Genomic DNA, 24,725 nt, shown 5'->3' on the forward strand with positions numbered 1-24,725 from the left:
TTTGATGGGATTATATGTAGATTACAATGGTGTATATTGTTTTGTAAAAAGTAGAGAATAGTAAAATAGAGCGATAATAGGGTAAAGATTTATATAGAACATTTCTAATTTTCCTTTTAAAAAGGATTCTTTATAGAAGTTTTTTAAGCTGTTCACAGAATTGAAACAACTTATGAAAGCTTTATTTTATCAAGGTTCTCACTGTATTTTTGAGGAATATGAAATACACCTTAGTTTTTCTATATAAAGATAATGCTTATAATGAAAATGAGTGTGTTAGGAATAAAAAGAATATCAACAATGGGGAGCGATAGAAGTGAAAAAGAAATTGTTGGCTATTGCGCTAGGGACATCGGTTGTTTTTGCTTTAGGAGCATGCGGAAATAAAGAAGAGAGTAAGTCTTCGAAACAGTCTGCAAGCACAGACAGCGCAGAACAAATTTTCCAAAGAAGTTGTGCTGGATGTCACGCGACAGATTTATCAGGGGCAACTGGACCTGATTTAAGAAAAGTAGGCGGTAAGTACGACGCTGCAGATATCGAAGAGATTATTAAAAAAGGCCGCGGTTCAATGTCACCAGGACTTATTCAAGGTGAAGATGCGAAAAAAGTATCTGAATGGTTAGCTGAACATAAATAAAAAAGGTGAACTGGACGAGTTGATAATATAGGTCAACTCGTTTTCTTTTTCATTTATGTAACATAACTGTAACAAAAATGTATCCGAACTGGAAACCGTTTGATGTTACAATGGGGTTTGTAGAATTTTGCTGAAATATATTACATAGAGTGGTATTGCTTATGAGAAAGCATAAGTAAACTACCTTCAACAAGGATGACTAAGTGAAAATGAAGGATGTCTTTTATTTTCAGATGTACAGAAAAGTATTTCGAAAAAAATCATTAAGTATTGGGTGATAAATAATGATAAAAATGACGAATGTTTATAAGGAGTACCCGAATGGTATGAAAGCCATTGCTGGTCTTACAGTTAACATTAAACAAGGTGAGTTCGTATACGTAGTTGGACCGAGTGGAGCCGGAAAATCTACATTTATTAAAATGATGTATCGTGAAGAGAAGCCATCTACAGGATCAATTAATGTAAATGGACTTGTTATTGAAACATTGGCAGAAAGAGATGTTCCATATTTTCGTCGTCAATTAGGCGTAATTTTCCAAGATTTTAAATTACTACCTAAATTAACGGTATATGAGAATGTTTCGTTTGCTTTAGAAGTAATTGAAGAAGAACCAGATGCAATTCGTGAGCGTGTAACAGAGGTTTTAGGTCTTGTAGGTCTTGAAGATCGTGCAGATGCAATTCCAAGTGAACTTTCAGGTGGAGAGCAACAACGTGTTGCGATTGCAAGAGCGATTGTAAATCGACCAAAGGTTGTAATTGCCGATGAGCCAACAGGTAACTTAGATATTGAAACAGCTCTTGATATTATGAAGATTTTTACTCGCATTAATGAGCGTGGTACAACAATTGTTATGGCGACGCATAATGCAGATATCGTAAATACAATCCGTCATCGTGTAATCGCGATTGAAGGCGGAAAAATTGTTCGAGACGAGATTGAGGGAGGATACGGATATGAAGGCTAAGACCCTTAGTCGACATTTGCGAGAAGGTGTAAAGAATCTATCACGTAACGGATGGATGACATTTGCTTCTGTTAGTGCAGTAACAGTTACATTATTACTTGTAGGTGTCTTTTTAACAGCGATTATGAATATGAACCATTTTGCGACGAAAGTAGAGCAAGATGTAGAGATTCGTGTACACATTGATCCAGCTGCGAAAGAAGCTGATCAAAAGAAATTAGAAGAAGATATGAGTAAGATTGCAAAAGTAGATTCTATTAAATATTCTTCTAAAGAAGAAGAGTTAAAACGTTTAATTAAAAGCTTAGGTGATAGCGGAAAAACGTTTGAGTTATTTGAACAAGATAACCCACTTAAAAACGTATTCGTTGTAAAAGCAAAAGAACCAACAGATACAGCGACAATCGCGAAGAAGGTTGAAAAAATGCAGTTTGTCAGTAATGTTCAGTACGGAAAAGGGCAAGTTGAACGATTATTTGATACTGTAAAAACTGGTCGTAACATTGGGATTGCGTTAATTGCTGGTCTTTTATTCACAGCAATGTTCTTAATCTCTAACACAATTAAAATTACAATTTATGCTCGTAGTACAGAAATTGAAATTATGAAACTTGTTGGTGCAACAAACTGGTTCATTCGTTGGCCATTCTTGCTAGAGGGGTTATTCTTAGGAGTATTAGGATCAATTATTCCAATTGGCCTAATTCTAGTTACGTATAATTCGTTGCAAGGTGTGTTTAACGAAAAACTTGGCGGAACAATTTTCGAGCTTCTACCATACAGTCCTTTCGTATTCCAATTAGCTGGTTTACTAGTGTTAATCGGTGCGTTAATCGGTATGTGGGGAAGTGTAATGTCAATTCGTCGTTTCTTAAAAGTATAAAAAGTTGCAAACATAATTCGTACAAGCTTATCATATAGTAGAAATAGGTAAAGGCATCACACACTGTGTGATGCCTTTTGCTACACCACCTGTGTGTTTTGGAAAGGGGAATTCCGCATTGAAACGTAGAGTTGCAATTATTGGAATGGTTGTTGCATTTTTAATTGGTGCTGGCGGAATGTTTGCAGGCATGTCTGTATTTGGGGTTAACCCAGCAGAAGTAACGCAAACAATTTCGAGTGGGAATGCTAGCACTGCGCAAGGGAATTTGGCAAAAATTAATGAGGCGTATGCACTAATTGATTCACGTTATGTGGAAGACGTGAAAGATGAAAAGTTAGTTGAAGGTGCAATACAAGGCATGTTGTCTACGCTGAAGGACCCTTATTCCACGTATATGGATAAAGAAACAGCCAAACAGTTTAGTGAATCGCTTGATCCTGAATTAGAGGGGATTGGGGCTGAGGTGAACAAAACGGACGATAAGCTTATTATCGTATCACCAATTAAAGGTTCACCAGCAGAAAAGATAGGAATTAAACCGAATGACCAAATTTTATCTGTAGATGGAAACAGTGTGAAAGACTTATCACGTGAAGAAGCAGTATTAAAGATCCGTGGTAAAAAAGGAACGACTGTCGCAATTGAAATTAAACGTGCGGGAGTAACTGATCCGATTGTATTTAAAATTAAGCGTGAAAAAATTCCGATCTTTACAGTGTTTAGTTCTGTGAAGCAAGAGAGCGGAAGAGATATCGGTTATATGCAAATCACTTCTTTTGCTGAAAATACAGCGAAGGAATTTAAGGATCAGTTAAAAGAGTTAGAGAAGAAAAATATAAAAGGCTTAGTTATTGACGTGCGTGGTAATCCTGGTGGCTATTTAAATAGTGTAGAAGATATACTGGGAGAAATTATGACGAATAAAAAGCCGATGCTACAAGTAGAGCAGCGAAATGGTGAGAAGAAGAAATTCTCTACGGAACTGAAAGAGAGAAAACCATATCCAATTTCAGTATTAATTGATAATGGAAGTGCTTCTGCTTCAGAGATTTTAGCTGGTGCACTGAAAGAAGGAGAAGGATACGATTTAATTGGTGAAAAGACATTTGGTAAAGGTACTGTCCAGCAAGCTGTTCCATTTAAAGACGGCAGCAACATTAAATTAACGATGTTTAAATGGTTAACACCGGATGGGAACTGGATTCATAAAAAAGGAATCGCGCCAACAGTAGAAGTGAAGCAACCAAATTATTATCATGCGACACCAATTCAAATTGAAAAAACACTTTCATACAATTCAAATGATGTACAAGTAAAACATGCTCAAGAAATGCTTAAGAGCTTAGGATATGTACCAGGTCGTGAAGATGGATACTTTAGTAAAGAGACAGAATCAGCGCTGAAAGCATTCCAAAATGCGAATGAAATGGAAGCGACAGGACAGCTTGATAAAAAGACAGCTGAAGCGATTCAAACTAAAATTATCGAAAAAATCCGTTCTGGAGAAAATGATCTACAATTACAGTCAGCATTAAAATTAATGGCAAAATAAGAAGAAATACAGGCAGTTTGCTGCCTGTATTTTTTTGTGTTAAACAAACGTTTGTTTAGTTATGATAATATAAAAAGAAAGAATGATATAAATGGTGGTGAATGAGTTCGTGGAGTCGTGGATTTTTGAAATAATGCGGGCAGTTGGACGTTTTTTCTTACACCCTGCTGTCTATATATTTGTAATAAGTAGTATCTTCGTTGGATACTTACGTATGTTAAGAGAACGAAAAGATTTTTCTTTTAAAGTTTATGATATTTGGTTTGAACTGCGAACCTCTCTATTTGCAGGGATTGGATACGGATTAGTAGTATCTATTATTACGATTGGGCTTGGACTTGTTGTTTCTAAAGCAAGCTTATGGGCCATTTTAATTTGGACATTACTATTTGGATTAACGGCTATGTATCGATATTTATCGGCGGCTTATACATTTAGCGTTGCGATTGTATGTGTTCTATTATCTTCTAAGCTACCAGTTTCCTTCTTACAGCTTCGAGAAGGTGAAGAGAATACCATTGTATCCCTTGCTATTTTGCTAGGCGTTATGCTTATTGTAGAAGGCTTATTGATTTCTAAAAACGCAGTAGGATATTCTACACCGAAGATTAGGAAGGGGAAGCGTGGATTAAAGATTGGTTTACACGAATCAAAGCGTTTATGGATCGTTCCTATTTTTATTCTTGTACCGGGTGATGCGGTAACGCAGTTTATTTCATGGTGGCCTGTCGTTTCAATAGGTTCAAATACATATTCTCTATTTCTCGTTCCATTTTTAATTGGATTTATGAGAAAGATTAAAAGTTATGAGCCGACGGAAGCTTTATTATTTACAGGAAGACGTGTTTATGGGTTAGCAGGACTTGTGCTCGTTTTAGGAATCGCAAGTTACTGGTGGCATGTACTTGCAATTATCGCGATGGGAGTCGCAATGCTTGGGCGTTTCACAATTTCGATGCAAGAGAAAATTACTGATGAAACAAGACCAGCGTATTTTGCTGCACGCAATGATGGGCTCGTTGTACTAGATACAATCCCAAATACAATTGGAGCAGAGCTAAAATTACTACCTGGAGAAATTATTACGAAAGTAAATGGAGTCATTCCAAAAAGCGCCGAGGAATTTTATGATGCGCTTCAAACGAAGACGACAGGAGCATTTTGTAAATTAGAAGTATTAGATACAAATGGTGAGCTTCGTCTTGCACAAACTGCATTATATGCTGGTGGACATCACGAATTAGGTATTGTATTCGTTGAGCAGGAGCATGAGTGGGATTCGGAAGCGATGTAATAGAAGGAATGGTATCACCTTGTGGTGGTACCTTTTTTTGTTTGGGGGGAGGGTAGTTAGTAAATGAAATTTATATCGGCGATTATTTGAATATATCGACTCTCTGGAAAAAATGACAAATACCAAAAATCTTATTTTTAGTTTCATAGACGGATAACTTGAATAATTATTTGATAATGGTTATCATTTAGAGAGTCTTTTTAATTTTGGAAAATGGAGGTAAGATATGCTGCGTAAATTTTTTTCTTACTATAAACCGTATAAAGGTTTATTTATACTCGACTTTTCTTGTGCGGTTGTCGCAGGATTACTAGAACTTGGCTTCCCGCTTATCGTAAATCAATTTATTGATAAGTTATTGCCAGGACAAAACTGGACGCTTATTTTATGGGCTTGTTTCGGTTTACTTGCAGTGTATATATTAAATGCAGGCTTACAATATGTTGTTACATATTGGGGACATATGCTTGGTGTTAACATTGAAACGGATATGAGGCAGAAATTATTTGATCATATTCAAAAGCTATCATTTAGATTTTTTGACAATAATAAAACAGGTCATTTAATTTCACGTCTTACAAACGACTTAATGGAAATTGGGGAAATTGCTCACCATGGACCAGAAGATTTATTTATCGCTATTATGACTTTAGTTGGGGCATTTTCATTTATGATGATGATCAACTGGAAGTTAGCGCTATTAACGTTCTTCGTCATTCCATTCTTATTATGGTTAGCACTTTACTTCAACAAAAAAATGACAGGTACATTTAGACGTTTATTCTCAGACGTTGCTGATTTCAATGCATGTATTGAGAATAATGTTGGTGGTATTCGCGTAGTACAAGCATTCGGAAATGAAAAGTTTGAGAAAGAGCAATTTGCTGTTAACAACGCTCGTTTCCGCACAACGAAATTAATGGCGTATAAAATTATGGCATTAAATTCATCGATTAGTTATATGCTCATGCGTCTCGTAACACTCTTCGTCTTAATATGCGGTACATGGTTTGTTCTGCAAGGTGAATTAACGTACGGTGGATTTATTGGATTCGTTCTATTAACGAATATTTTCTTCCGCCCCATTGAAAAAATTAATGCGGTAATCGAAAGCTATCCGAAAGGGATCGCTGGTTTTAAGAGATATGTAGAGCTTCTTGAAACAGAGCCAGATATTGTAGACTCTAAAGGTGCGATGGAAGTTAAACATGTACATGGTGATATTCAATATAACAACATTACGTTCGGATATGAAAATAAAGAACCGATTTTAAATGACATTAGTTTGAACATACATGCAGGTGAAACGGTTGCGTTCGTTGGACCATCAGGAGCTGGAAAAACAACGTTATGTAGTTTACTCCCACGTTTTTATGAACAATCGTCTGGTTCAATCCAAATTGATGGTATTGATACGAAAGATATGACATTATCTTCACTTCGTAAACAAATTGGAATTGTGCAGCAAGATGTGTTCTTATTCTCAGGAACGATTCGTGAAAATATTGCTTACGGAAATTTAAAGGCGTCAGAAGCTGAAATTTGGCAGGCGGTAAAACGTGCGCAGTTAGAAGACTTAATTTACTCACAACCAGACGGTTTAGATACCGTTATCGGTGAGCGTGGTGTGAAACTTTCTGGTGGACAGAAACAGCGTCTAGCGATTGCTCGTATGTTCTTGAAAAACCCACCAATTTTAATATTAGATGAAGCGACTTCTGCATTAGATACAGAGACGGAACTAGCGATTCAAAAATCGCTTGCAGAACTATCTGTCGGCCGTACAACATTAGTTATCGCTCACAGGCTTGCAACGATTAAAAATGCAGATCGTATCGTCGTTGTAAATAAAGATGGTATTGCAGAACAAGGTTCGCATGAGGAACTAATTGAGCAAGGCGGAGGATACAGCCGATTATACGAAGCTCAGTTCAGTTCATAAATATAATTTCTGCTGAATTAGTGCACCATAAGTAAGTGAAAATCTTATATGGGAGGCTATAAAGCATGATTGTAACAACAACGTCTACAATTCAAGGAAAAGAAATTATTGAGTACATCGATATCGTCAATGGAGAAGCGATTATGGGCGCGAATATCGTTCGTGACCTTTTCGCTTCTGTTCGTGACGTTGTCGGCGGCCGCGCGGGTGCTTATGAAAGTAAATTAAAAGAAGCGCGCGACATCGCAATGGAAGAAATGAAAACTTTCGCAAGACAAAAAAATGCGAATGCAATTGTTGGTATCGACGTGGATTACGAAGTAGTTCGCGAAGGGATGTTAATGGTTGCGGTGAGCGGGACTGCTGTCCGTATATAAAAGTGAAAAAGCCGTGCTGATGCACGGTTTTTTCACTTTTATTAATGCTATTCTGTGTCGAAGTTCCAATATTTCTTGGGAAATGCGGAAGGCCTTGTCGATATATAGGGAAGACATTAGAGCGCTTCTTTACATTTTCGGATTTGAACTAATAATGTTTCGTATTCTTGTTCGAGAGATGTGATGTCATCGTGATGATTTGGTATGGAAATTCGGCCGATGATTTCTGTTAATTTTGTTTGTAATCGTAATAATTCTTGTTCAGTAACGTTTACAGAATCCCCGGTTGTTCTTTTTGTGTATTGCTCGTAATTACCATGGAATATTCTTGGTTCACTCTCATCTACTTGTAGAATATGGTCTGCAACAGAGCGAATAAAGGCACGGTCATGGCTAATGAAAAGTATTGTGCCAGGGTATTCTTATAACATAATTTCTAATTCTTCTTGCGTTGCTAAGTCTAAATAGTTTGTCAAACTTATTTCTGTTCGCTATTTTTGAATTTATTATTATACAATTGTGCTTTTGCCAGCGCCTCAGCATCGTTTTGGATTTCATCTAGTCCATTCGCATCCCCAATAATATATCCTTCAAATGATGAACCAACAAAATCAAAGATGTATTGAAACTGAGCGATAAGCGGCAATGCTTTCAGTTTAGGATTGTCTCCGCCAACGATGACAACATACATTTTTTTGCCTTTCATTTTTTCTTTGAAATGAAGAGATGTATCGCGCAAGCTTTGTGACCAACGATCGACGAAGTTTTTCATATGTCCGCTCATTCCGTACCAGTATAGCGGTGTAGCAAAGATAATTGTGTCGTGCTCTAACATGCGTTTCGTTAACTGCTCATAATCATCATTTACAGGTTGGAATCCTTCTGCATCATGACGTTGGTCTGTAATAGGATGGACTGTATGGTCTCGCAAGTGAATTTGTTCTGTTTCAATGCCCTCTATCATCATATGTGTTAAAGCTTCTGTATTTCCGTTTTGTCTTGAACTGCCATGTATAACAAACATGTAATCATCCCTTTTCTTTTGCTTGTTTTAGGAGTGAAACGTGTTTTTGCAAATTTGTTTGGATGTTGGAAAGCAATGAGATTTGCTTTGTTACTTCATTGAGCTTATCTTCATAAAGCGTAAGAATGCTGCTGCACGGATTGTCGTATAGGTGCGGTTCAATTGCAAGGCAACGCAGCATCCTTGCCGTCTCTTCTAAATTTAAGCCAATTTGTAAGTACATTTGAATAAGTTCTACTTTTTCGATGGCACTTTCATTAAAATCACGGTAGCCATTTGCGAGGCGCTTAGAAGGGAGTAGTCCCTTTTCTTCGTAATGTCTTAGTGATCTTTCACTAACGCCAGTTTCTTTTGATAATTCTCCAATTCGCAATGTGTTTCACTCCTTTTACATGTATTGTAAACCTTCACACTAATGTGAAGGTCAATGCTGTTTTTTCGCAAAAGAGTCTACATGATTTAAAAACACCTGAATGGCTTTAGACGGGATGAAGTATTTGCCGCGCACGATGGAGAATGGACGGATGAGTTGTTCATTTGGAACTTCGACGTGGAATAGCTCTTTTGCCAGTAGCTCTTTTCGTACAGTCCAATCAGAAAGTATAGCGATGCCAAGTCCGGCACTAACTGCTTCCTTAACGCTTTGGATACTACTAAATGTAAAGAATCGTTTCATTTTCAAATGGTGTTGATGAATAAAGCGGTCACTATAAGCACGTGTACCAGAACCACTTTCTCTTAATACCCATACTTGATCTTGGAGTGTACTTTCATTTATTTCATTTGTGCGGAGCAGTGGATGATTTGGCGGAACGACGAGCTTCATTTCATCTTGCATAAACGTTTCAACGTCAACGTCGGCGAATACGACTTGCCCTTCCACTAAGCCGATATCGATTTGATTAGAGCGAAGGCTTTGTAAAACGTCTTCTGTATTTGAGATAAAGGTATGAACTTCGACGTGTGGATTTTCATTCGCATAGTTAGCCAGTATTTTTGGAAGTAAGTATTCGCCAATTGTGAAACTAGCACCGATGCGAAGAGTTCCTGTTACAACGTTATGTAATTCGTTAATTTCTTGTTTGGCTTCTTCGTAAAGAGAGAGCATTTGCTTTGCATGTATATATAGTATGTTTCCAGCCTCCGTCACTTGGACGTGCTTTGGGGAGCGCTGAATAAGAGTAGTGCCAAATTCGTTTTCTAAGTTGCGTATATGCATACTTACGCCAGGTTGTGAAAGGTTTAATAATTCTGCTGCACGTGAGAAGTGTTTCTGTTCAACGACAGTAACAAATATTTTTAAAATGTCTACGTTCATGTAATGGGCTCCTTTCTTTTTCTATCATCTTATCATAAGTATTTCTGATGATAGAGATTCAATATTGATATTAAACTTATTATAGAAACTCTCTTATAATGTAAGTAGAAAGAACATGCATGTTCCAATACGATTATTGGAGTGGTTCAAAGTGGAACAAACACTTGTTATACAAAAGAAGAAGGGCTTTGGATTTTCGCAAGGAATTGGGATTACATTATTAATCGCAATTGCCGCGAAATATTTAGCAGAGCTTCCATTTTTAAATATTATGGGACAATTAGTAATTGCTATTCTAATTGGGATGGTTTGGCGAGCAGCTATCGGAGTTCCACAAGAAGCGATAGCTGGAACGAATTTCGCGAGTAAGAAGTTACTTCGCTTTGGGATCATCTTACTTGGAATGCGATTAAATCTTGTTGATATTGCGAAGGCAGGGCCGAAAGTATTGGTCATCGCTGCGGTTGTTATTGCATTTACGATTTTCGTTGTATATGGACTAACGAAAGTATTTAAAGTAGAAAAGAAACTCGGAATTTTAACAGCGTGTGGAACAGCAATTTGCGGTGCGGCAGCGGTCGTGGCAATTGCACCGCAAGTGAAAGCAAAAGATGACGAAACAGCAGTTGGAGCAGCGATTATCGCAATTTTAGGTACTATATTTACGCTTATTTATACGTTATTATATCCAGTGCTTGGTTTATCTCCATACGGTTACGGTGTATTCTCAGGTGCGACGCTTCACGAAATCGCTCATGTCATCGCAGCTGCGGCGCCAGGAGGAAGCACGGCTGTAGATATCGCAGTTATCGTGAAGCTAACGCGCGTTGCAATGCTTGTGCCAGTAGCGATTTTAATCGGATTATGGTTTGGTAAGAGTGAAGGTAGCGAGGAAAAAAGATCATGGCGCGAACTTCCAATTCCGTGGTTCATCTTCGGGTTTTTAGCAATGAGTGCAGTGCATTCGCTTGGGATTATTCCAGAAGTTGTTGCGGGATACATTGTTGTCATTGCTTATATGCTAATCGCAATGGCGATGGCGGGGCTTGGTTTAAATGTAGAGTTTAAAACGTTCCGTAAGTTAGGAAGTAAAGCATTCGTGGCGGGGCTGATCGGCTCGGTTTGCCTTTCTATTCTTGGATACGTTCTTGTATATGCGTTAGGATTTATGTAGTAGGACGAAGAAGCTGTTCCAAAAGATATTTTGGGACAGCTTCTTTCTTATGCTTATAGTGCTATCGATGTCGATATATTAAAAAAACGCTGATATAAATTGAATTACTCTTGTACTTCGTTAGAGTAGATGTTCAGTGAAACGTTTTTCTAAAATTTGTAAAGATATCTTTGCTTAAAACTGGAAAATACTTATAATTCAAGTAAAGATATCTTTACTTTTGAAGGTGGATTCTATGGGTGTGAAAAATATAATAAAAGAATTAAGAAAGCAAAATCATATAACGCAAGTTGAAATGGCAAAGGCGATGCAGGTGACGCGGCAGACGATCGTGGCGATTGAAAATCATCATTACAACCCGAGTCTAGAGCTATCCTTAAAAATCGCCAAATATTTTGGAGTGAAGGTGGAGGAAATCTTTACGCTGGAGTAAGGAGAAAGAAAATAACTGACAAGCTTGAGAGATTTCAATTAAATTAAACGTTTAAATATATAAGGATTGGTTTTGGTTTATTAATAAGTATGGCATCAACGAGCGTGTTAGCAACAAAGAATAATAGATAGAAAAAGGGGAACTGGGATGGAATTACCGGTGTTATGTGTCGCTACAGCTATATTTGCGCTTCTTTGGGGAATGCAAAACTTTTCTCGTAATCCAGTGCCAAGTATTTGTATTATGATTGGTACTGTAGGTTTAACGTATTATTTATTAGTATTAGCCCATTATCATAAAACGGCAACGAGTGTTGTTGTTGGAGCACTTATTTTATTTTGTGGGCGCGCCATACAAAAGGGGTTATTTCCATAAAAGCTGTTTATACACTTTGTATAAACAGCTTTTTGTATTTTTTTACAAATTACTTGAAAGTTACGTAACGTCATCTTTTATAATGAAGGGGAAGAGGTGATGGTAGTGATTTCAATACAAGAATTGACGAGAGAAACAGGGGTTACAGTACGTACATTACGTTATTACGATCAAATAGATTTGTTAAAGCCGAGCGGGAAAACAGAAGGTGGGCATCGTTTATATAGTGAAGTTGACGTAATAAGGCTGCAACAAATTTTATTTTTAAAGGAAATGGGATTTTCATTAAAAGAGGCTGCGAATATGTTAGTAAAAGGTGAGCTTAACTTAAAGGATTCTCTTGAAAAACAACTTCGGTTTGTACAGGAAGAACAAAAGAAATTTAATCGAATGGAGCGTGTTTTACAAGCTGTTGTTTATTCGGTAGATGTGGAGGGAGATCTTGATTGGAAAGTTATGTTTGAACTTATTCAGCTTTCGAAACAGTCTCCTCGTATACGTGAAATATTCCAAAATGAAGTGTTTTCAAAGGAAGAACAAAAGTTGCTTCACAATTTGCCGAATATGAGTGAAGAAGATCCGAATGTTTTAGAATGGGTAGATTTATTAAAGCAATTCCGTACTTTTATGAAGGAAGGTAAAGAAGCTGCTAATGATGAGGTACAAGGGGCAACGAAAAAATTAATGCAGAAGTGTTTAGAAATGGCTAATGGTGACGAAGCATTTTTAGATAAGTTATGGGAAGTTAGAAAATCGAAGGAAGATTCACAGAAAATGAGCATGTATCCAATTGAAGAAGAACTTTTAATATATATGGATGAAGCTTTTCGTATTTATGATGAAAAGGAGAAGGATAAATGAGTATACTCGCAGAATATCGTTGGTATTTTTTAATTGGGGCAGAAATTGTATTTTGGTTATCAGCTATCGGTTTCTTTTTACTCCGTTACGGATTCCGTTTGAAAAAGGCGAGCTTTATTATGGGGATTGTACTCCTCGTAAATGAAGTGTTTATTTTAACATTAGGGGTAGTGGACTATTATCAAACAGGAAAGTTCTCTAATTTTCAAATCATTACTGTAATTATTTTATTGTATGCAGTTTTCTACGGGAAAAAGGATTTGAAGAAGCTGGATATATTTGCGCAAAAGCTAGTTGCGAAATGGCGTAATGAACCAGCGCCAATTATGGAAGAGCACGTAGAATTAACAGGTATGGCCTATGCGAAGCAGGAAATAAAAAATTGGGTATTACATCTTGTTTTATTCGTTGGTGTGCACATATTCTTTTTCTTTGCGTATGGATTTATTTCGTTTGAACAATGGGGTAATTGGTTAGAATCGGGAATCGTTTTAAATAAAGCTGCAAGTCGCGTGAGCCAAGTGTGGGCAATTATATTTTTAGTTGATACAGCGATTTCATTTTCATATGTGATTTTTCCGAAGAAGGAGAAAGGAAAAGAAAAGCTACTTTCATAGTTGAAAGTAGCTTTTGGGTATACAAATAATTTTTATAGGAGAGGATGACAATAGGAAAAAGAATCAGTTTTATATGTCTATTTCTCTTTAGTTTAGTAGCATGTGCACCATCTAACACTACAATTAACAAGAAGAATGATGTCATTGTAAAGGGAACCAGGATTTCCAATCTAGATAAATTCGAGCAGTTCGTTTGGAATGTGGAACAAGGGAAAGTTGATGAAATAAGAATTGTACAGTATACCGATGAAGGTGACCCGGTTTTTCAAACGTTAGAGCATAGTGGGAAAGATATCCTTTATGTGTTAGATAGTAGACAAGACAAATTTGCTGGTGAGGATAAAAGGTTATATAAAGATAGCTGTAAAAGGATTGTTAAAGAGCAGCGTGAATCGCAAACGGCTTATAGGTTAATAGACTGTGTGAATGAAAATGGGCGCAATGGATATGACTTAGTATATGTACCTAAAAAATAGAGTTAGTAGAGGAAGGAAGTATTTACTCCTTCCTTTTTCTATGTGTATATTGTCGAAAACTTTACCGAATATCTGTTCGTTTTTTTAGGTTTTTTATAGGTATTCGTGGTAAAATAATAATACAGATTTTTATGAGGAGGTCGGATTTTCTTGGAACGTCAATTTGAAATTGTCTCAGCGTATTCCCCGCAAGGTGATCAGCCGGTAGCTATAGAGAAGCTTGTAGAGGGAATTAATAGTGGAAAGAAAAAGCAAGTGTTGCTTGGAGCGACAGGAACGGGTAAGACATTTACGATTTCAAATGTCATTAAAGAAGTGCAAAAGCCAACACTTGTCATGGCTCACAATAAAACATTAGCAGGTCAGTTATATAGTGAGCTAAAAGACTTTTTCCCGAATAATGCAGTTGAATATTTTGTTAGTTATTACGATTATTATCAGCCAGAAGCGTATGTACCACAAACAGATACGTTTATTGAAAAGGACGCGCAGATTAATGATGAAATTGATAAATTGCGTCACTCGGCAACGTCTGCATTATTTGAACGGGACGATGTAATTATCGTTGCGAGTGTATCGTGTATATATGGTTTAGGTTCTCCTGAAGAATACCGCGAGTTAGTTGTGTCACTTCGAGTTGGTATGGAGAAGGACCGCAATCAATTGCTTCGTGAACTTGTTGATGTACAGTATGGACGTAATGATATTGATTTTAAGCGTGGTACATTCCGTGTGCGCGGAGATGTAGTTGAAATCTTCCCAGCATCACTTGATGAGCATTGTATTCGGATTGAATTTTTCGGCGATGAAATTGATCGTATTCGTGAAGTAAATGCGTTAACAGGTGAAGTATTAGCAGAACGTGATCATGTAGCAATCTTCCCAGCATCTCACTTCGTTACACGTGAAGAGAAAATGAAGGTCGCTATTGAAAATATCGAAAAAGAATTAGAAGAGCGTTTAAAGGAATTAAATGATAACGGTAAGTTGCTAGAAGCACAGCGTATAGAGCAACGTACACGTTATGATTTAGAAATGATGCGCGAGATGGGCTTTTGTTCAGGGATTGAAAACTATTCCCGTCATTTAACACTTCGTCCAGCGGGTGCAACACCGTATACGTTATTGGACTATTTCCCGGAAGATTTCTTAATTGTTATGGATGAGTCGCACGTATCAGTGCCACAAGTAAGAGCGATGTATAACGGGGACCAAGCACGTAAGCAAGTGCTTGTGGATCATGGATTCCGTCTGCCGTCAGCTTTAGATAATAGACCGCTCATGTTTGATGAGTTTGAGGAGAAAACAAATCAAGTTATTTACGTTTCGGCGACGCCAGGACCGTACGAGTTAGAGCAGTCACCAGAAGTAATAGAACAAATTATTCGTCCAACAGGGCTTTTAGATCCACCAATCGATATACGACCTATTGAAGGTCAAATTGACGATCTATTAGGAGAGATTCAAGATCGTATTGCAAAAAATGAACGTGTACTAATTACGACTTTAACGAAGAAAATGTCAGAGGATTTAACGGATTACTTAAAAGATGTAGGAATTAAAGTGAACTATCTTCACTCTGAAATTAAAACGTTAGAACGTATTGAAATTATTCGTGACCTTCGCCTTGGTAAGTTTGATGTACTTGTCGGTATTAACTTATTACGAGAAGGATTAGATATTCCAGAAGTATCACTTGTAGCTATTTTAGATGCAGATAAGGAAGGGTTCTTGCGTTCAGAACGTTCGTTAATTCAAACGATTGGTCGTGCGGCGCGTAATGAAAACGGCCGCGTTATTATGTACGCAGATCGCATAACGAGATCGATGGGAATTGCAATTGAAGAAACGCAGCGTCGTCGTACTATACAAGAAGCTTACAATGAAGAGCATGGTATCACGCCGAAAACGATTCAAAAAGGCGTTCGTGATGTAATCCGTGCAACGACAGCGGCTGAAGAGACAGAAACATACGAAGCAACTCCTGCTAAGAAAATGACGAAAAAAGAGCGCGAAAAGACAATTGCGAAGATGGAAGCAGAGATGAAAGAAGCAGCAAAAGCGTTAGACTTCGAGCGTGCAGCTGAACTAAGAGATTTACTATTAGAATTAAAAGCGGAAGGGTGAAAAGAGTGAGTAAGAGCAAGGATTTTATCGTTGTAAAAGGTGCTAGAGCACATAACTTAAAAAATATTGATGTAACCATTCCGAGAAATCAGCTTGTTGTTGTAACGGGATTGTCTGGTTCGGGGAAATCATCATTAGCATTTGATACGATTTATGCAGAAGGGCAGCGCAGATATGTAGAATCGTTATCTGCGTATGCGCGCCAGTTTTTAGGACAAATGGATAAGCCGGATGTAGATACGATTGAAGGATTGTCACCAGCGATTTCAATCGATCAAAAAACGACGAGTCGTAATCCACGTTCAACTGTCGGAACAGTGACGGAGATTTATGATTATTTACGTTTATTATTTGCACGAATTGGTACGCCAATTTGTCCGAATCATGGGATTGAAATTACATCACAAACAGTCGAGCAGATGGTAGACCGTGTTCTTGAATATCCTGAGCGTACGAAATTACAAGTGTTAGCGCCTATCGTGTCTGGGCGTAAAGGAGCGCATGTGAAAGTACTTGAAGATATTAAGAAGCAAGGGTATGTTCGTGTACGTGTTGATGGTGAAATGCTTGATGTGTCTGAAGAGATTACGTTAGATAAAAATAAGAAGCATTCCATTGAAGTTGTAATTGACCGTATTGTTGTAAAAGAAGGAATCGCAAGCCGTCTTGCTGATTCACTTGAAAGTGCATTAAAGCTTGGCGGAGGCCGAGTGTTAATCGATGTAATGGGAGAAGAGGAACTTCTATTTAGTGAACATCATGCTTGTCCGCATTGTGGTTTTTCAATCGGAGAATTAGAGCCGCGTATGTTCTCATTCAACAGTCCGTTCGGAGCATGTCCTTCTTGTGATGGACTTGGTTCAAAGCTAGAGGTAGATTTAGAACTTGTTATTCCGAACTGGGATTTATCATTAAATGAACATGCGATTGCTCCATGGGAACCGACAAGCTCACAATATTACCCACAGCTTTTACAATCTGTATGTAATCATTACGGCGTTGATATGGATGTGCCTGTGAAAGATATACCGAAAGATTTATTTGATAAAGTGTTGTACGGAAGCGGTGAAGAGAAAGTTTATTTCCGCTATGTAAATGAATTTGGTCAAGTAAAGGAAAATGAGATTTTATTTGAAGGTGTTATTCCAAATATCGAACGTCGTTATCGTGAAACGAGTTCTGATTATGTCCGTGAGCAAATGGAAAAGTATATGGCAGAGCAAGCTTGTCCGAAGTGTAAAGGTGGACGCTTAAAGCCTGAGAGTTTAGCTGTTTTCGTTGGTGATAAAACGATTGCTGATGTAACGAAGTATTCTGTTCAAGAAGTACAGGAATTCTTCTCGAATGTGGAGCTAACGGAGAAACAACAAAAAATTGCTCATTTAATTTTAAGAGAAATCCAAGAGCGCGTTGGGTTCTTAGTGAACGTCGGTTTAGATTATTTAACGTTAAGTCGTGCCGCAGGAACTTTATCAGGTGGTGAGGCGCAGCGTATTCGTTTAGCGACGCAAATTGGTTCTCGTCTTACTGGCGTACTTTACATTCTTGATGAGCCTTCTATCGGTTTACATCAGCGCGATAACGATCGTCTTATTCGTACATTGCAAGAAATGCGCGATTTAGGTAATACATTAATCGTTGTTGAGCATGATGAAGATACAATGATGGCTGCTGATTATTTACTTGATATCGGACCGGGTGCAGGTATTCACGGTGGGCAAGTTGTATCGGCAGGGACACCAGCTGAAGTGATGCAAGATGATAATTCGTTAACAGGAAAATATTTAAGCGGTAAAGAGTTTATTCCAGTTCCACTTGAAAGACGTAAAGGTGACGGACGTAAAGTGGAGATTGTCGGCGCAAAAGAGAATAACTTAAAGAACGCGAAGATGTCATTCCCACTCGGTACGTTTGTAGCGGTAACAGGTGTATCTGGATCAGGTAAAAGTACGATGATTAATGAAGTACTATATAAATCGTTAGCGCAAAAGTTATATAAAGCGAAAGCGAAGCCAGGTACTCATAAAGAGATTAAAGGTCTTGAACATTTAGATAAAGTAATTGATATTGATCAATCGCCAATTGGTCGTACACCACGTTCTAATCCAGCGACGTACACAGGTGTATTCGATGATATTCGTGATGTGTTTGCACAAACGAACGAAGCTAAAGTGCGCGGATATCAAAAAGGACGTTTCAGCTTTAACGTAAAAGGTGGCCGTTGTGAAGCGTGCCGTGGAGATGGAATTATTAAAATCGAAATGCATTTCTTACCAGATGTGTATGTTCCGTGTGAAGTTTGTCACGGTAAACGATATAATCGTGAAACGTTAGAAGTGAAATATAAAGATAAGAATATTTCTGAAGTGTTAGGGATGACAATTGAAGATGGAGTAGAATTCTTCGCCAATATTCCTAAAATTAAGCGTAAACTTCAAACGCTTGTAGATGTTGGGCTTGGTTATATGAAATTAGGTCAACCAGCAACAACATTATCTGGTGGGGAAGCACAGCGTGTGAAATTAGCTTCTGAATTACACCGCCGTTCTACAGGTCGTACGTTATATATTTTAGATGAGCCAACGACTGGTTTACATGCGCATGATATTGCACGTCTTCTAGAAGTGCTGCAACGTCTTGTTGAGAGTGGTGAGACGGTACTTGTAATTGAACATAATTTAGATGTGATTAAAACAGCTGATTATATCGTTGACCTTGGACCAGAAGGCGGGGACAAAGGTGGACAAATCGTCGCTTCGGGAACGCCAGAGCAAGTAGTAAAAGAAGAGCGCTCGTATACTGGTAAGTATTTAAAAGAGATTTTAAATCGTGATAAAGCAAGAATGAAAGAGAAAATAAAAGAAGTAGAGTTATCGCAATAAGTGTATGAATAAAACCGAGTGGAAATGACGCTCGGTTTTTATTGTATAGGGGGAGATGATGGAGTTTTTAGATGTGTTGCGAAAGAAGAATATGAAGGTAAGAAAGTTCCAAAAGTGGGGTGTATATTTTCGGAAGCGCTGGGAGAATAACTTTGCAAACCATTTAAGTGATGAAGAAAAAGAAGTGCTTAGAAGGAATAGAAGCAGAGAGCGCGTTTCATAATGAAGTGAAAAAGGAGTGCTACATTTTCTACCAACACTGTGATGAGGTACTATTAATAAAGGATGCGAGTTTATTACATATGGATGATACATTGTGTGAGACAGATGATGCGTATAAAGGTGATATCTATATTGTAGATAAAGATTTCACCTGGACTTTTGTAAAAACTCATGAACATAGATGGTGTGGTCCCTATTTCACAAAGAAATGTTGGTAGGTATACAAGCGTGAAGAGTAGAATAAGTTGGTATAAGTATTTGTATGATACTTGCGTTTATTGTCTATTAGCGTATGATGAAATATATATGTTAAAAGGATGTGTAAGAAAATGAGATGGATTGTATCACTTCTTGTAAATAGCGTTGTGTTAATCGCTGTATCGGGACTTTTAAAAGGGATTGCACCAGACGCGTTTTACGTAGCAAATATACAAACTGCAATTATTGCGAGTATTATTTTGGCTGTTTTAAATGTGTTCGTAAAGCCGTTTTTAATTTTAATTACGCTACCAATTACTGTTGTAACTTTCGGCTTCTTCTTAATTGTTATTAATGCGATTACGTTAAAAATAGCAGATTCATTATTAGGAGATGCTTTTAATATATCAGGATTTGGTGTAGCGATTGTTGCGGCAATTTGTATTTCAATTTTTAATATGATTATTGAAAAGGCAATTGTGGAACCTCTATATGAAAAAAAGAGAAAATGACAAAAAGAAAAACATTTCATTATTCGTATGAAATGTTTTTTTCTATTTATCAGAAACCGTATTTCTTGTTTCCAGAAAAAAATGGTACAATATCCGGTAGAATGGAATTTTACATCAAACGAGACTGAACCCGCAGCGGAGTGGAGGTTTATACATATGCCAAAAGTAAGGACAAAAGATTTAATTGAACAATTTCAATTGGAGTTAATAAGTGGTGAGGAAGGAATTCATCGTCCGATTGATACAAGTGATTTATCACGACCTGGAATTGAAATGGCAGGATTCTTTACATATTATCCAGCTGATCGCGTGCAGCTTCTTGGAAAAACGGAGCTTACGTTCTTTGATACGTTAACGACAGAACAAAAACAAGAGAGAATGAAAGCGCTTTGTACCGAGGAGACGCCATGTATTATTATAACTCGTAATCAAGATGTACCAGATGAGTTATTACAAGCATCACGTGAATCAGGCATGCCTTTATTACGTTCTTCTCAAACGACAACGAGATTATCAAGTCGTTTAACCAATTATTTAGAAGGTAAGCTAGCACCAACAACTGCTGTTCATGGTGTATTAGTGGATATTTACGGTGTTGGTGTTTTAATTACAGGTCAAAGTGGTGTTGGTAAAAGTGAGACAGCTCTTGAACTTGTGAAGCGTGGCCATCGCCTTGTTGCGGATGATAGTGTAGAAATTCGCCAAGAAGATGAAGACACATTAGTAGGAAGCTCACCAGATTTAATTGAGCATTTATTAGAAATTCGTGGTCTAGGTATCATTAACGTTATGACGTTATTCGGTGCAGGGGCAGTGCGAAATTATAAGCGTATTACACTTGTTATTAATCTTGAAATTTGGGATCAAAAGAAAAATTATGATCGCTTAGGTCTTGATGAAGAGAAGATGAAAATTATTGATACAGAACTTACGAAGATTACACTTCCAGTTCGTCCTGGTCGAAACTTGGCTGTTATTATTGAAGTAGCAGCGATGAACTTCCGTTTAAAACGTATGGGAGTCAATGCAGCACAGCAGTTCTCAGAACGATTAATGAGTGCGATTGAGTTAGGGAATCAGGAGTAAACATTGGAGAGGGAGGTCATACATATGCTGTTAGGTTCTGTACCGCAGCTTGACCGCGTAGCTGTCCAACTTGGGCCGTTTCCTGTTTATTGGTACGGGATTATTATCGGTACAGGTGTGCTATTAGGTCTTTGGCTAGCAACTCGCGAGGGAGAAAGGCTAGGTATTCCAAAAGATACATTTGTTGACCTTGTATTAATTGCAGTACCGATCGCTATTCTATTTGCGAGAATGTATTATGTTATTTTTGAATGGGAATATTACGCGCAAAACCCGAGTCAAATTATTAATATTCGTCAAGGTGGCTTGGCGATTCATGGTGGTTTAATCGGAGCGGTTATTACCGGAATTCTTTTTGCAAAGCGACGCGGGGTTTCATTCTGGAAGTTGGCGGATATTGCTGCGCCAAGTATTTTACTAGGACAAGCAATTGGCCGATGGGGAAACTTTATGAACCAAGAGGCACATGGTGATGAAGTAACGAGACAGTTTTTAGAAGGTCTTCATTTACCAGATTTCATTATTAATCAAATGTATATTGAGGGTGTGTACTATCATCCGACGTTTTTATATGAATCATTATGGAATTTTGTAGGTTTAATTTTACTACTTGCATTAAGAAAAGTGAACTTACGCCGCGGGGAATTATTCTTCACATATTTAATTTGGTATTCAGTAGGACGCTTCTTCGTAGAAGGCTTACGTACAGATAGTTTAATGCTAGGACCACTTCGCATTGCACAAGTAATGTCAATTGGACTTGTTGTTATTTCTATTATTTTCATTATTGTGAGACGAAAAATGGGGCAAGCTGATAAAAGATATTCGGAAAATTAGAGAAAAGTAGCATCTTATTGTAAGATGCTGCTTCTTTCATATTCAGGAAAGCGAAAGGACTAAGGCAATGAGAATAAATACAGTGTTATTTGATTTAGATGGAACTTTAATTAATACAAACGAACTTATTATTTCTTCTTTTTTACATACTTTAAATACATATTATCCAAATCAATATAAGCGTGAAGATGTGTTGCCATTTATCGGTCCATCTTTGCATGATACTTTCAGCAAGATTGATGAAAGTAAGGTTGAAGAGATGATTACAAGCTATCGCGAATTTAACCATGATCATCATGATGAATTAGTAGAAGAATATGAAACTGTATATGAAACAGTTCGAGAGTTGAAGAAGCAAGGTTATAAAGTTGGTATTGTTACAACGAAAGCGAGACAAACCGTTGAGATGGGATTACAGTTGTCAAAGCTTGATGAATTTTTTGATGTTGTCGTGACAATTGATGATGTAGAGCATGTGAAACCACATCCAGAGCCACTTCAAAAAGCGCTTGAATTATTAGATGCAAAACCAGAAGAGGCATTGATGGTTGGGGATAATCATCATGATATTGTCGGTGGTCAAAATGCGGGGACGAAAACAGCTGCGGTTTCATGGACGTTGAAAGGTAGAGCGTATTTAGAAGCTTACAAGCCGGACTTTATGCTAGATAAAATGAGTGATTTGCTACCGATTTTGTCTAATATGAACCGTTCATAAAGGTCCAAGTAAGTTAGTAGAGGAGCGAGCTCAGTGCGACGGACAACGCGCTATCCTGTTTCAGGAGGAAATTCATTATGGAATGTGTATAAAACAGTGTCTTTTTGGAAGGTAATGAAAAACTTTATTATTATCCAAATTGCGCGTTACACGCCATTTTTATCTGTGAAGAATTGGTTGTACCGTACTTTTTTACGGATGAAAGTAGGAAAGAAAACATCATTTGCACTTATGGTAATGCCGGATATTATGTTCCCAGAAAAGATAACTGTGGGAGAGAATTCGATTATTGGTTATAACACAACGCTTTTAGCACATGAATATTTAATTCGTGAATATCGACTTGGGGAAATCATCATTGGAAATGAAGTGATGATTGGAGCGAATGTAACAATATTACCAGGTGTGAAAATTGGAGATGGTGCGACTGTCTCAGCTGGCACACTTGTTCATAGAGATGTACCGAGCGGAGCTTTCGTAGGTGGAAATCCAATGCGTATTATTTATACGAAAGAGCAAATGACCGCAAGAGAAGGTTCATGGTGAAAATGTAACATTTCTCTTCTTTTTTTATGAATAAAAAGGAAATAATTGAGTAGAATATACTGTTTTGTTTTTTACGGAATCGTTTATACTTATAGATAGAAGAATGTGTGAACGAAGAAAACAAAAAACTGGAGGATATATGGGGAAAAATCAAAGAATATATAAGGAGAACGGACAAGTTATCTCTTTTAATCAGCTAGCGGACTTCTTTTATAAAAAAGGGATGAGAGCTTACAAAGGGCAAAAATTGCAAGATGCAATTAAATATTTTCGAAGAGCGGCACAAAGTGAGAAGGAGCCGTTTATTTTATGTCAATTAGCATCAGTATTATCTGAGGCTGGTGAATATCAAGAATCGAATCAAATCTTCTTAAAGTTAGTTAGATCTAATCCAGAACTTGAACAGTGCTATTATTTTATTGCAAATAATTATGCATATATGGGGTTATTTCAACAGGCGAAGAAATATGCGGATCGCTATTTAGAATTTGCAAAAGAGAAGGAATTCGTAGAAGATACATTAGAACTTCTTGAGATTATGGAAGAAGAAGCAATGGGTGCGGAAGAGATTGAAGATGAAGATGATTTAATTGTTATGCAGGAAGAAGCGAATCGTTATATTCGTAATGGACAATTGGAAGAAGCGATTGCTACATTAGAAATTGTTACGAAAGATTATCCGGAATTTTGGTCAGGTCATAATAATTTAGCCATTGCACATTTTCAATCTGGTAATGTAGACAAGGCACTGAAGTTAACAGAAATGATTTTAGAGAAAAATCCTGGTAATATACATGCGCTTTGTAATACGCTTATTTTTCTATATTCAATTGGAGAGCATAAACAAGTAGAAGCGTTAGCGGGACAGCTAGTTTCAGTATATCCGATTTCATTTGAACATCGTTTGAAACTGGGAACCACACTTGCAACGATTGGTTATTTCGAGCATGCATATAAATGGTTCAAATTATTAAAGCGTCAAGGATACGAGGGAGACGTTAGTTTTTATTATTGGTTTGCATATTCTGCTTATATGGTGAAAGATCAGCAACTAGCTGAAAAAATGTGGCAACATGTCGTGGAATTGCACCCTGATAAAAAAGGAAAAGAGCCCTGGAATGCGCTGAATTTAGCAGATGAAGGACAAAGTTTGCTATTTGAAGAATTACGAAAATCATTTCAGCAAAGTGCGACGTTAGAAGAACAAATGCTGGCTTTATATTTAATGAATGAATTGTCAACGCCGGAGAAGGTTGGATTCTTCTTTGATATAACGCAAGCGAAGAACGGTGTTCCCATCGTATCACAACTTGCAAATTACTTCTTTTTACTTAATAGTCATAAGAGTATTCCAGCTGATTTACAACAATTTGAGCAGTGCGTACGAATCGCGGATGCATTATACAATTATACGAAAAAAGATGATGAATTAATTGAAGAGTGTTTACACTTTTGGTTTTGTACGTTCATACGTTTATATACATCTGGAGATATATTTACAAATGTGTACGGCTGGTCAGCTGCGATTGAATACATTGTACGCGGCGAACAAGGAAATAAAATGACACAGTCGGAGCTTGGAGATGTATATAATGTATCTGTAGCGACTGTCCGAAAGTATGTGCAAGCTGTTAAGCGTACGCACACATAAGATAAG

Annotated in this window: 25 protein-coding genes and 1 pseudogene; 22 read left to right on the top strand and 4 right to left on the bottom strand. The window is 37.4% G+C overall.

All coding sequences use genetic code 11. The features are described from left to right. The first annotated feature begins 316 nt into the window (after positions 1 to 316). From cccB to DN403_RS05155, 7 genes are all read left to right on the top strand, one after another. Entirely contained in the window at positions 317 to 640 is a 324-nt protein-coding gene (cccB, locus tag DN403_RS05125) for a cytochrome c551 (protein WP_000727971.1), read from the top strand. Positions 641 to 924: 284 nt separating this feature from the next. Beyond that, the gene (ftsE, locus tag DN403_RS05130; protein ID WP_000594331.1) at positions 925 to 1,611 is read left to right on the top strand and encodes a cell division ATP-binding protein FtsE; all 687 of its coding nucleotides are present in this window, start codon (positions 925 to 927) and stop codon (positions 1,609 to 1,611) included. Then, positions 1,601 to 2,494 carry a permease-like cell division protein FtsX gene (gene ftsX / locus DN403_RS05135; protein WP_000645028.1) on the top strand — a complete coding sequence of 298 codons (894 nt, stop codon included), beginning with the start codon at positions 1,601 to 1,603 and terminating at the stop codon, positions 2,492 to 2,494. The genes ftsE and ftsX overlap by 11 nt, the downstream gene beginning before the upstream one ends. A 118-nt stretch (positions 2,495 to 2,612) precedes the next feature. Beyond that, positions 2,613 to 4,049, top strand: a complete 1,437-nt coding sequence (locus tag DN403_RS05140) for a S41 family peptidase (RefSeq protein ID WP_000830306.1) — start codon at positions 2,613 to 2,615, stop codon at positions 4,047 to 4,049. Positions 4,050 to 4,140: 91 nt separating this feature from the next. Further along, positions 4,141 to 5,343: a PDZ domain-containing protein gene (locus DN403_RS05145; protein ID WP_003255226.1), complete on the top strand. Its 1,203-nt coding sequence runs from the start codon at positions 4,141 to 4,143 to the stop codon at positions 5,341 to 5,343. A gap of 226 nt (positions 5,344 to 5,569) precedes the next feature. After that, positions 5,570 to 7,285 (top strand): ABC transporter ATP-binding protein, encoded by a 1,716-nt coding sequence (locus DN403_RS05150; RefSeq protein WP_000944606.1) that lies wholly within the window; start codon positions 5,570 to 5,572, stop codon positions 7,283 to 7,285. 65 nt (positions 7,286 to 7,350) lie between these two features. Then, complete coding sequence (locus tag DN403_RS05155) at positions 7,351 to 7,662, top strand: heavy metal-binding domain-containing protein (RefSeq protein ID WP_000637523.1); 312 nt, start codon at positions 7,351 to 7,353, stop codon at positions 7,660 to 7,662. Between the two features lie 116 nt (positions 7,663 to 7,778). Here DN403_RS05155 and DN403_RS05160 read toward each other — a convergent pair whose 3' ends face one another. The 4 genes from DN403_RS05160 to DN403_RS05175 form a co-directional block, all read right to left on the bottom strand. Next, positions 7,779 to 8,069 (bottom strand): macrolide transporter, encoded by a 291-nt coding sequence (locus tag DN403_RS05160; protein WP_346655087.1) that lies wholly within the window; start codon positions 8,067 to 8,069, stop codon positions 7,779 to 7,781. Between the two features lie 71 nt (positions 8,070 to 8,140). Continuing rightward, on the bottom strand, positions 8,141 to 8,686 hold the full coding sequence (locus DN403_RS05165) for a flavodoxin family protein (protein ID WP_000497616.1): 546 nt from the start codon (positions 8,684 to 8,686) through the stop codon (positions 8,141 to 8,143). Between the two features lie 4 nt (positions 8,687 to 8,690). After that, positions 8,691 to 9,059 carry a MerR family transcriptional regulator gene (locus DN403_RS05170; protein WP_001219215.1) on the bottom strand — a complete coding sequence of 123 codons (369 nt, stop codon included), beginning with the start codon at positions 9,057 to 9,059 and terminating at the stop codon, positions 8,691 to 8,693. Between the two features lie 51 nt (positions 9,060 to 9,110). Then, positions 9,111 to 10,004, bottom strand: a complete 894-nt coding sequence (locus tag DN403_RS05175; RefSeq protein WP_001100014.1) for a LysR family transcriptional regulator — start codon at positions 10,002 to 10,004, stop codon at positions 9,111 to 9,113. Between the two features lie 151 nt (positions 10,005 to 10,155). On the opposite strand from DN403_RS05175, the gene DN403_RS05180 reads away from it, so the two are divergent. From DN403_RS05180 to DN403_RS05250, 15 genes and pseudogenes are all read left to right on the top strand, one after another. Then, positions 10,156 to 11,178, top strand: coding sequence for a YeiH family protein (locus DN403_RS05180; RefSeq protein WP_000438421.1), 1,023 nt, complete (start codon positions 10,156 to 10,158; stop codon positions 11,176 to 11,178). 235 nt (positions 11,179 to 11,413) lie between these two features. Next, positions 11,414 to 11,611 (top strand): helix-turn-helix transcriptional regulator, encoded by a 198-nt coding sequence (locus DN403_RS05185; RefSeq protein WP_000538356.1) that lies wholly within the window; start codon positions 11,414 to 11,416, stop codon positions 11,609 to 11,611. 147 nt (positions 11,612 to 11,758) lie between these two features. Continuing rightward, positions 11,759 to 11,986 (top strand): hypothetical protein, encoded by a 228-nt coding sequence (locus DN403_RS05190; protein WP_000422656.1) that lies wholly within the window; start codon positions 11,759 to 11,761, stop codon positions 11,984 to 11,986. Between the two features lie 99 nt (positions 11,987 to 12,085). Then, complete coding sequence (locus tag DN403_RS05195; protein WP_000260349.1) at positions 12,086 to 12,847, top strand: MerR family transcriptional regulator; 762 nt, start codon at positions 12,086 to 12,088, stop codon at positions 12,845 to 12,847. Beyond that, positions 12,844 to 13,464, top strand: coding sequence for a hypothetical protein (locus DN403_RS05200; protein WP_000025208.1), 621 nt, complete (start codon positions 12,844 to 12,846; stop codon positions 13,462 to 13,464). The genes DN403_RS05195 and DN403_RS05200 overlap by 4 nt, the downstream gene beginning before the upstream one ends. A gap of 44 nt (positions 13,465 to 13,508) precedes the next feature. Continuing rightward, positions 13,509 to 13,940 carry a DUF4362 domain-containing protein gene (locus DN403_RS05205; protein ID WP_000151993.1) on the top strand — a complete coding sequence of 144 codons (432 nt, stop codon included), beginning with the start codon at positions 13,509 to 13,511 and terminating at the stop codon, positions 13,938 to 13,940. 150 nt (positions 13,941 to 14,090) lie between these two features. Continuing rightward, positions 14,091 to 16,067, top strand: coding sequence for an excinuclease ABC subunit B (uvrB, locus tag DN403_RS05210; RefSeq protein ID WP_000441044.1), 1,977 nt, complete (start codon positions 14,091 to 14,093; stop codon positions 16,065 to 16,067). A 5-nt stretch (positions 16,068 to 16,072) separates the two neighbouring features. Further along, positions 16,073 to 18,949, top strand: coding sequence for an excinuclease ABC subunit UvrA (uvrA, locus tag DN403_RS05215; protein WP_000045589.1), 2,877 nt, complete (start codon positions 16,073 to 16,075; stop codon positions 18,947 to 18,949). Positions 18,950 to 19,007: 58 nt separating this feature from the next. Continuing rightward, positions 19,008 to 19,389, top strand: a pseudogene (locus tag DN403_RS05220) (DUF4275 family protein). 111 nt (positions 19,390 to 19,500) lie between these two features. Then, positions 19,501 to 19,881, top strand: a complete 381-nt coding sequence (locus DN403_RS05225) for a phage holin family protein (protein WP_001267308.1) — start codon at positions 19,501 to 19,503, stop codon at positions 19,879 to 19,881. 156 nt (positions 19,882 to 20,037) lie between these two features. Next, positions 20,038 to 20,967 carry an HPr(Ser) kinase/phosphatase gene (gene hprK / locus DN403_RS05230; RefSeq protein WP_001127251.1) on the top strand — a complete coding sequence of 310 codons (930 nt, stop codon included), beginning with the start codon at positions 20,038 to 20,040 and terminating at the stop codon, positions 20,965 to 20,967. Between the two features lie 24 nt (positions 20,968 to 20,991). After that, entirely contained in the window at positions 20,992 to 21,804 is an 813-nt protein-coding gene (gene lgt, locus DN403_RS05235) for a prolipoprotein diacylglyceryl transferase (RefSeq protein ID WP_149185328.1), read from the top strand. Between the two features lie 67 nt (positions 21,805 to 21,871). Continuing rightward, positions 21,872 to 22,522: a pyrophosphatase PpaX gene (gene ppaX / locus DN403_RS05240; protein ID WP_001222403.1), complete on the top strand. Its 651-nt coding sequence runs from the start codon at positions 21,872 to 21,874 to the stop codon at positions 22,520 to 22,522. Positions 22,523 to 22,555: 33 nt separating this feature from the next. Next, positions 22,556 to 23,068, top strand: coding sequence for an acyltransferase (locus DN403_RS05245; protein ID WP_001255086.1), 513 nt, complete (start codon positions 22,556 to 22,558; stop codon positions 23,066 to 23,068). Positions 23,069 to 23,207: 139 nt separating this feature from the next. Then, the gene (locus tag DN403_RS05250; protein ID WP_000517718.1) at positions 23,208 to 24,719 is read left to right on the top strand and encodes a tetratricopeptide repeat protein; all 1,512 of its coding nucleotides are present in this window, start codon (positions 23,208 to 23,210) and stop codon (positions 24,717 to 24,719) included. Positions 24,720 to 24,725: the final 6 nt, after the last annotated feature.

This window comes from Bacillus sp. AY2-1 (assembly GCF_008368965.1).
Taxonomy (GTDB): domain Bacteria; phylum Bacillota; class Bacilli; order Bacillales; family Bacillaceae_G; genus Bacillus_A; species Bacillus_A thuringiensis_S.

Excerpts from the sequence above, each read along its gene's own strand:
- ftsE (WP_000594331.1), top strand. The coding sequence starts at position 925 with ATGATAAAAATGACGAATGTTTATAAGGAGTACCCGAATGGTATGAAA.
- ftsX (WP_000645028.1), top strand. The coding sequence starts at position 1,601 with ATGAAGGCTAAGACCCTTAGTCGACATTTGCGAGAAGGTGTAAAGAAT.
- DN403_RS05145 (WP_003255226.1), top strand. The coding sequence starts at position 4,141 with ATGGTGGTGAATGAGTTCGTGGAGTCGTGGATTTTTGAAATAATGCGG.
- DN403_RS05150 (WP_000944606.1), top strand. The coding sequence starts at position 5,570 with ATGCTGCGTAAATTTTTTTCTTACTATAAACCGTATAAAGGTTTATTT.
- DN403_RS05155 (WP_000637523.1), top strand. The coding sequence starts at position 7,351 with ATGATTGTAACAACAACGTCTACAATTCAAGGAAAAGAAATTATTGAG.
- DN403_RS05165 (WP_000497616.1), bottom strand. The coding sequence starts at position 8,686 with ATGTTTGTTATACATGGCAGTTCAAGACAAAACGGAAATACAGAAGCT.
- DN403_RS05175 (WP_001100014.1), bottom strand. The coding sequence starts at position 10,004 with ATGAACGTAGACATTTTAAAAATATTTGTTACTGTCGTTGAACAGAAA.
- DN403_RS05185 (WP_000538356.1), top strand. The coding sequence starts at position 11,414 with ATGGGTGTGAAAAATATAATAAAAGAATTAAGAAAGCAAAATCATATA.
- DN403_RS05190 (WP_000422656.1), top strand. The coding sequence starts at position 11,759 with ATGGAATTACCGGTGTTATGTGTCGCTACAGCTATATTTGCGCTTCTT.
- DN403_RS05195 (WP_000260349.1), top strand. The coding sequence starts at position 12,086 with ATGGTAGTGATTTCAATACAAGAATTGACGAGAGAAACAGGGGTTACA.
- DN403_RS05200 (WP_000025208.1), top strand. The coding sequence starts at position 12,844 with ATGAGTATACTCGCAGAATATCGTTGGTATTTTTTAATTGGGGCAGAA.
- DN403_RS05205 (WP_000151993.1), top strand. The coding sequence starts at position 13,509 with ATGACAATAGGAAAAAGAATCAGTTTTATATGTCTATTTCTCTTTAGT.
- DN403_RS05225 (WP_001267308.1), top strand. The coding sequence starts at position 19,501 with ATGAGATGGATTGTATCACTTCTTGTAAATAGCGTTGTGTTAATCGCT.
- hprK (WP_001127251.1), top strand. The coding sequence starts at position 20,038 with ATGCCAAAAGTAAGGACAAAAGATTTAATTGAACAATTTCAATTGGAG.
- lgt (WP_149185328.1), top strand. The coding sequence starts at position 20,992 with ATGCTGTTAGGTTCTGTACCGCAGCTTGACCGCGTAGCTGTCCAACTT.
- ppaX (WP_001222403.1), top strand. The coding sequence starts at position 21,872 with ATGAGAATAAATACAGTGTTATTTGATTTAGATGGAACTTTAATTAAT.
- DN403_RS05250 (WP_000517718.1), top strand. The coding sequence starts at position 23,208 with ATGGGGAAAAATCAAAGAATATATAAGGAGAACGGACAAGTTATCTCT.